Raw genomic sequence first — 6,334 nt, forward strand, 5'->3', positions numbered from 1 at the left:
ATGCCTGGTCCAGTGCCCGGTTCGATCTGCGACGTGCTGCCCGCGGCTGCCGCGTTGCTCGGGGCCTCGGGCGCGGTCGACAAGCTGGGACTGGCCGATTGGGTTGGAGTCGATCGCGTCGATCGCGTCGCGGTCGTGCTGGTGGACGCGATGGGCTGGCACCTGTTACCGGAGTTGGCCGCCAGCGCGCCGCTGCTCGCCTCCGTCCTGGCCGGTGGCACCGGACGGCTGACCCAACTCACCTGCACCTTCCCGTCGACCACGCCGAGCAGCCTGGTATCGCTGGGCACCGGCGCCCAGCCCGGCCAGCACGGAATCCTGGGCTTCACGCTGAACGTCCCCGGCACCGAAAGAGTGCTCAACCACATCCGGTGGCGTGACGACCCGCCGCACACCGCGTGGCAACCGCTGCCGACCTGGTTCGAGCGGCTGGAACAAGCCGGCATCAGTGCCCGCGTCGTGCTGCCTGCGCCGTTCATGGGCAGCGGACTGACCGACGCGGCGTATCGGGGCGCCCACTTCCGCCCGACACACACGACCGATGACTACGCCCAGGTGGTTGCCGACGAGCTGCGGGCGTCTCCGGGACTGGTCTATGGCTACACCGCGGATCTGGACACGGCGGCCCACGTTTTCGGCATCGGATCGCCCCAATGGCACGAAGCGGCGGCCCACGTCGATGCGCTGCTGACCCGGCTTGTCGAGAAGCTGCCCCCGAATGCCGCGTTGTTGGTGACCGCCGACCACGGCGGCCTCAACGTCCCGCCGGACGCTCGCGTCGACCTCGACACCGACCCACGGCTGGGCGCGGGGGTGCGCGTGGTCGCCGGCGAGGCGCGGGTGCGCTACCTACACACCGAGCCGGGGACCGCGGCGGATGTGCAGGCCACCTGGACCGAGGTGCTGGACGGGCGGGCACACGTCTACAGCCGCGAGCAGGCGGTGGCCACCGGGATGTTCGGGCCGGTCGATCCGGCAAACCTGCCGCGGATCGGCGATGTCGTCGTCGTGTGCACCGGCGACGCAGCCGTGCTGGCGACCGGCCATGAGCCCCCGGAAACGGCTCGCCTCATAGCTTTTCACGGCGCGGCCACCGCAGCCGAAATGGCGATTCCGCTAGTCACCTTCAAATCTTTTGGCGCGGTGGCCTAGTCGTCGCAGGCCGCCCCGAACACACACCAGACTTTGATCATTTTCACAGGTTGCTGCGGGTGTTGATCAGGGTCGGTGTTGTACAGTCGGGCCACTGTGACATTTCGGGGCGCTGGTAAGACTCGTCGATGGCGTTCAGCCATCGCGATCGTCGCGGCGCTGAGTCTGTTCGGAGCCGTCACTACGGGTTGGGCGGCGCGGGGGTCCGTGTTTGCCACGGCCGCACTACCGCAACCAGCGGCGTTGTCACACGGGACGCCAACTGCCGGCGTGGATTTCGGTTACCTACAACCTGATGATCACTCCCAGCCCACGAGCCTGTTCGCCCGTAGCGCTACGTCAGGCAATTCGACGCACCAGAAGCCAACCAAGAACACATGGATGACGCGCGATCGGCCGTCGACATGGACCCCGTTGTGGCCACAGACGGTCCGGTCGCGGTTAACGGCTTCCTTTGCTATGTCAGGATGTCCACCGGGCACGGCACGGGTGGTTGCACCCCCGTCCGCCCCTGCCGACCGAGACATCTTGACCCAACTCTGCGTCGCCCGTCGCTGATAACTCATCACAGCAACCTGTCTGAGCGTCTTGCACAGGCAGCCGTAGCGCGCAAAGCCGTGCGATGCATTCGGTCCACAAGCACGTCTGTAACCCCTGCGTCTATGACTTGAAGGGAAAAGTCGATGTTTTCAAAAACAACTCAGACCGCCGTAGTTAGGCAGAGACAGTAAATGAATTTCGCGACGTTGCCGCCGGAAATCAACTCCGGGCGAATGTATGAAGGTCCCGGCTCGGGATCGATGACCGAGACCGTAGCGGCCTGGGACCGGCTGGCCGCCCGCCTGTACACCGCGGCGGCGGACTACAGGGCGGTGACCTCAAAACTGCTAGCGGGATGGGAGAACCCGGCCTCGACGGCATTAAACGAAGCCGTCGCGCCCTATGTGGACTGGCTCTACGCGACTGCCGCGCAAGCGGAGCTCGCGGCCATCCAGGCCGCCGCGGCGGCGAATGCCCATGAAACGGCGTTGGCGGCGATGGTGCCCCCACCGCTGATCGACGCCAACCGGACCCGGCGGACGTCGCTGGCCTCGGCGAACTGCCTGGGCCAAACCAGCCCGGCAATCGCGGACACCGAGACGGAGTACGAACGGATGTGGGCTCAGAACGTCGCGGCCATGCACAGCTACGCCAAAGCCTCGGCCGATGCCTGCACAGTGACACCGTTCGCCTCCCCGCGGCCTCACACGACGGGGCCGGCTCACCGGGGGACGCGCGGCAGCTGGAGCGTGACCGCGGCGCCGCAGATCATATCGGCCGGATCCCAGGTGATCTCGACCATCCCCGAAGCACTGCAGGCGCTTTCCTTGTCACCGCTGACGACGTTCGATGCGTCTCTTTCGCCGGTGACATCGTCTCTATCGAAGCTGAGTTCACTGAGTGCGCCGTCGGGCTTCGCGATCAGCCGCCTGAATTCACTCAACAAGGCAGCGGCGTTGCGATGGCTCCTGCCAAACCAGGGTGGTGCTCGCGGAGCGGTGATTACCGCGGGGCAGGGCCGCGGGACGTCGATCGGGACTTCGGTCGGGACACTGTCGGTACCTCGGGCCTGGACAACAGCCGCGACCTCAATGCCCATCTACGGAGGCGCCGTTGCGCAGGGGCTGGGGGGCGGTCAGAGAGGGGTGACGTAGGCCGAGCTGATACCGCCGTCGACCAAGAACGTCGACGCGGTGATGAACGATGCGTCGTCACTGGCCAAAAATGCCACCGCAGCAGCGATCTCGTCGGGTTCGGCAAAGCGGCCCAACGGCACGTGCACGAGCCGGCGCGCGGCCCGCTCTGGATCCTTGGCGAAAAGCTCTTGCAGCAACGCGGTGTTGACCGGTCCCGGGCACAGTGCGTTGACCCGGATGCCCTGCCGGCCGAATTGCACTCCCAGCTCCCGTGACATGGCCAGTACCCCGCCCTTGGAGGCGGTGTAGGAGATCTGCGACGTCGCCGATCCCAGCACCGCGACGAAGGACGCCGTGTTGATGATCGAACCCTTCTGCGCGGGCACCATGTGCCGCAACGCGGCCCGGCAGCATAGGTATACCGATTTGAGGTTGACGTCTTGGACTCGTTGCCACGCCGGTAGCTCGGTGTTTTCGATCAGGTCGTCCTCGGGTGGTGAGATGCCGGCGTTGTTGAACGCGATGTCGATCCAGCCGTAGGTTTCGGCCGCGGTGTCGAACAGCGCGTTGACCGCGTCCTCGTCGGAAACGTCGGTTGGCACGAACAAACCGGACAGCTCGTCGGCCGCCGCGGAACCGGCGTCGCGGTCGATGTCACCGACGACGATGGTCGCGCCTTCGGCGTGCATCCGCCGTCCCGCCGCCAATCCGATGCCGCTGCCACCGCCGGTGATGACCGCCACCCGGCCCGCCAGCCGTCGGGTCAAGTCCATCACCCCTCCTCCCTGACCGCGATGAACACGTTCTTGGTCTCCGTGAAATGCAGTGGCGCGTCGGGGCCGAGCTCACGGCCCAACCCAGACTGTTTGAAACCACCGAACGGCGTGTTGTAGCGGACCGACGAGTGCGAATTCACCGACAGGTTGCCGGACTCGATCGCTCGCGACACCCGCAACGCGCGGGACAGGTCGTCGGTCCAGATCGACCCGGACAGGCCGTAGGCGGTGTCGTTGGCCAGCGTGATGGCGTCGCGCTCGTCGTCGAACATCAGCACCGTCACCACCGGACCGAAGATTTCGTCGGTGACGCTGCGGTCGGTGCGCTGCGGAGTCAAAACGGTTGGCGGGAACCAGAATCCGTGACCGGACGGCGCTGTGCCGCGAAACGCGACGGGGGCACCGTCGGGCACATAGGAGGCCACCTTGTCACGGTGCGCGGCCGACACCAGCGGACCCATCTCGGTGTCACGGGATGCGGGGTCCCCGACGACGACGCCCTTGACCGCCGGCTCGAGCAGCTCCATGAACCGGTCATAAACGCTGCGCTGCACCAGGATCCGGCTGCGCGCACAGCAGTCCTGCCCGGCGTTGTCGAACACCCCGGCCGGCGCGGTCGCTGCGGCGCGTTCCAGGTCGCAGTCGGAGAAGATGATGTTGGCGCTCTTGCCGCCCAGCTCCAAGGTCACCCGCTTGACGTGCGCCGCCGCGCCGGCCATCACCTTTTTGCCGACTTCGGTGGACCCGGTGAACACGATCTTGCGAACGTCCGGGTGGGCGACCAACCGCTCCCCCACCACCGAGCCCCTGCCCGGGAGCACCTGCAGCAGGTCTTCGTCCAGCCCCGCCCGCACCGCCAGCTCACCGAGCCGGATCGTGGTCAGTGGCGTCCACTCGGCGGGTTTGACCAGTACCGCGTTGCCGGCGGCCAGGGCCGGTGCGATGCCCCAGGACGCAATCATCATCGGGAAATTCCACGGCGTGATCACACCGACCACGCCCAACGGTTCGTTGAAGGTGAAGTCGAGTCCCCCGGCGACGGGTATCTGCTTGCCGGACAAACGTTCCGGGCTACCGGCATAAAACGTCAACACGTCGCGGACGTGGCCGGCTTCCCATTCGGCCGACGCGACGGGGTGTCCCGAATTGGCCACCTCGAGGGCGGCCAGTTCGTCGGCGTGGGCGTCGACGGCGGCCGCGAATGCCCGCAGGCCCGCCGCGCGTTGCGCCGGCGACAACCGCGCCCAGCGCCGCTGGGCCGCCCGCGCCCGCTGCACCGCGTCGTCGACCGCGGCGGCGTCGACGAGGTCGATCGACCGCAGCACTTCCTCGGTGGCGGGGTTGATCAGTTGCGCAGTGCCCATCTCAGGCCCGTCTCAGCTCATGCGTCGCGTATACGAGCGCGCGGCGTCCACTACCGCCTTGAACAACCGCAGGTCGTCCAGCGTCTGCTCCGGATGCCACTGCACCGCAAGCACGAAACCATCCCCGGGCAGCTCCAACGCCTCGACCACGCCGTCAGCGTCCCACGCGCTGACGACGAGGCCCTCACCGACTTTGTCGATGGCTTGATGGTGATAGCACGACGCGTCGGCGGACTCCCCGATCAGCGCCGCCAACCTCGTTCCCGGTACGGTGCGCACCGGCAGCGAGGTGAACACCGCATTGCCGGCCCGATGCCCGGAGTTCCCGATCACGTCGGGCAGGTGCTGGTGCAGCGTCCCGCCGAACGCGACATTGAGCACTTGCGCGCCGCGGCAGATGCCCAGCACCGGCAGCCCCCGATCCAGGGCATCCCGCAACAGCGCGAACTCCCACGCATCCCGTGCGGCGCGAGGCTGGTCGGTCGTCGGATGCGGTCGCTGACCGTAGGCTCCCGGGTCGAGGTCATAACCGCCGGTGATCACCAGGGCGTCCAGGCCGTCCAGCACACCGCTGACCGCGTCGGCGTCCGCCGGCTGCGGCGGCAGCAGCACCGCGATACCGCCGGCCAGGATGACGCCCTCGAAGTAGTCGGCGGGCAGATAGCCCGCGGAGACGTCCCAGATCCCGGTCTGCACTTGCTCCAGATAACTCGTCAGGCCCACCACCGGACGTTTAGAGGCGTTCAAAACCCCGCATCCTCTCCCAATCGGTGACGGCAGCGTTGAACGCCGCCAACTCCACGCGGGCGTTGTTCAGGTAATGCGCGACAACGTCGTCGCCAAACGCCTCCCGTGCCGGCGCAGACTCCCCGAACACCGTGGCCGCCTCGGCCAGGGTGGCCGGCAGCCGCTCGACGCCGGTTGCCTCATACGCATTGCCCGCGTAAGGCTCGGGTGGCTCGAGGCCCCGTTCGATACCGTACAGCCCGCCGGCGATCAGCGCCGCCACCGCGAGGTAGGGGTTGACATCGCCGCCGGGAACCCGGCATTCGACCCGGATGTTTCGCCCGTGGCCGACGACCCGCAGTGCGCAGGTCCGGTTGTCCAGTCCCCACGCGATTGCCGTCGGCGCGAAACTGCCGTCGGCAAATCGCTTGTAGGAGTTGATATTCGGCGCATAGAACAACGTCAATTCGCGCAACGTGGCCAACAGGCCGGCGATGAAATTGCCAAACGTCGGCGACATGCCGTGCGGTCGGCTGCCGTCGGCGAATGCCGCGGTACCGTCCTTGGCACGCAGCGAGAGATGGACGTGGCAGCTGTTCCCTTCGCGCTCATCGTATTTCGCCATGAACGTCAGGCTCTT

Annotated in this window: 5 protein-coding genes and 1 pseudogene; 2 read left to right on the forward strand and 4 right to left on the reverse strand. The window is 67.1% G+C overall.

All coding sequences use genetic code 11. From position 1 onward, the window contains the following. The first annotated feature begins 12 nt into the window (after positions 1 to 12). Positions 13 to 1,152, forward strand: a complete 1,140-nt coding sequence (locus tag ACLP4W_RS09505) for an alkaline phosphatase family protein (RefSeq protein WP_442385892.1) — start codon at positions 13 to 15, stop codon at positions 1,150 to 1,152. Positions 1,153 to 1,883: 731 nt separating this feature from the next. After that, a complete protein-coding gene (locus ACLP4W_RS09510; protein ID WP_442385886.1) occupies positions 1,884 to 2,846 on the forward strand; it encodes a PPE family protein in 963 nt (320 codons plus the stop codon). On the opposite strand, the gene ACLP4W_RS09515 is transcribed toward ACLP4W_RS09510, so the two are convergent. From ACLP4W_RS09515 to ACLP4W_RS09530, 4 genes and pseudogenes are all read right to left on the reverse strand, one after another. Continuing rightward, positions 2,828 to 3,604 carry a 3-oxoacyl-ACP reductase gene (locus ACLP4W_RS09515; RefSeq protein ID WP_442385887.1) on the reverse strand — a complete coding sequence of 259 codons (777 nt, stop codon included), beginning with the start codon at positions 3,602 to 3,604 and terminating at the stop codon, positions 2,828 to 2,830. The two genes, ACLP4W_RS09510 and ACLP4W_RS09515, sit on opposite strands and share 19 nt — an antisense overlap. Beyond that, complete coding sequence (locus ACLP4W_RS09520) at positions 3,601 to 4,968, reverse strand: aldehyde dehydrogenase family protein (RefSeq protein WP_442385888.1); 1,368 nt, start codon at positions 4,966 to 4,968, stop codon at positions 3,601 to 3,603. Before ACLP4W_RS09520 ends, ACLP4W_RS09515 begins: the two co-directional genes overlap by 4 nt. A 12-nt stretch (positions 4,969 to 4,980) precedes the next feature. After that, complete coding sequence (locus tag ACLP4W_RS09525; RefSeq protein ID WP_442385893.1) at positions 4,981 to 5,748, reverse strand: gamma-glutamyl-gamma-aminobutyrate hydrolase family protein; 768 nt, start codon at positions 5,746 to 5,748, stop codon at positions 4,981 to 4,983. Then, positions 5,702 to 6,334, reverse strand: a pseudogene (locus ACLP4W_RS09530) (glutamine synthetase); the annotation flags it as partial. The gene ACLP4W_RS09525 and the pseudogene ACLP4W_RS09530, both read right to left, overlap by 47 nt.

This window comes from Mycobacterium sp., from assembly GCF_052145595.1.
Taxonomy (GTDB): domain Bacteria; phylum Actinomycetota; class Actinomycetes; order Mycobacteriales; family Mycobacteriaceae; genus Mycobacterium.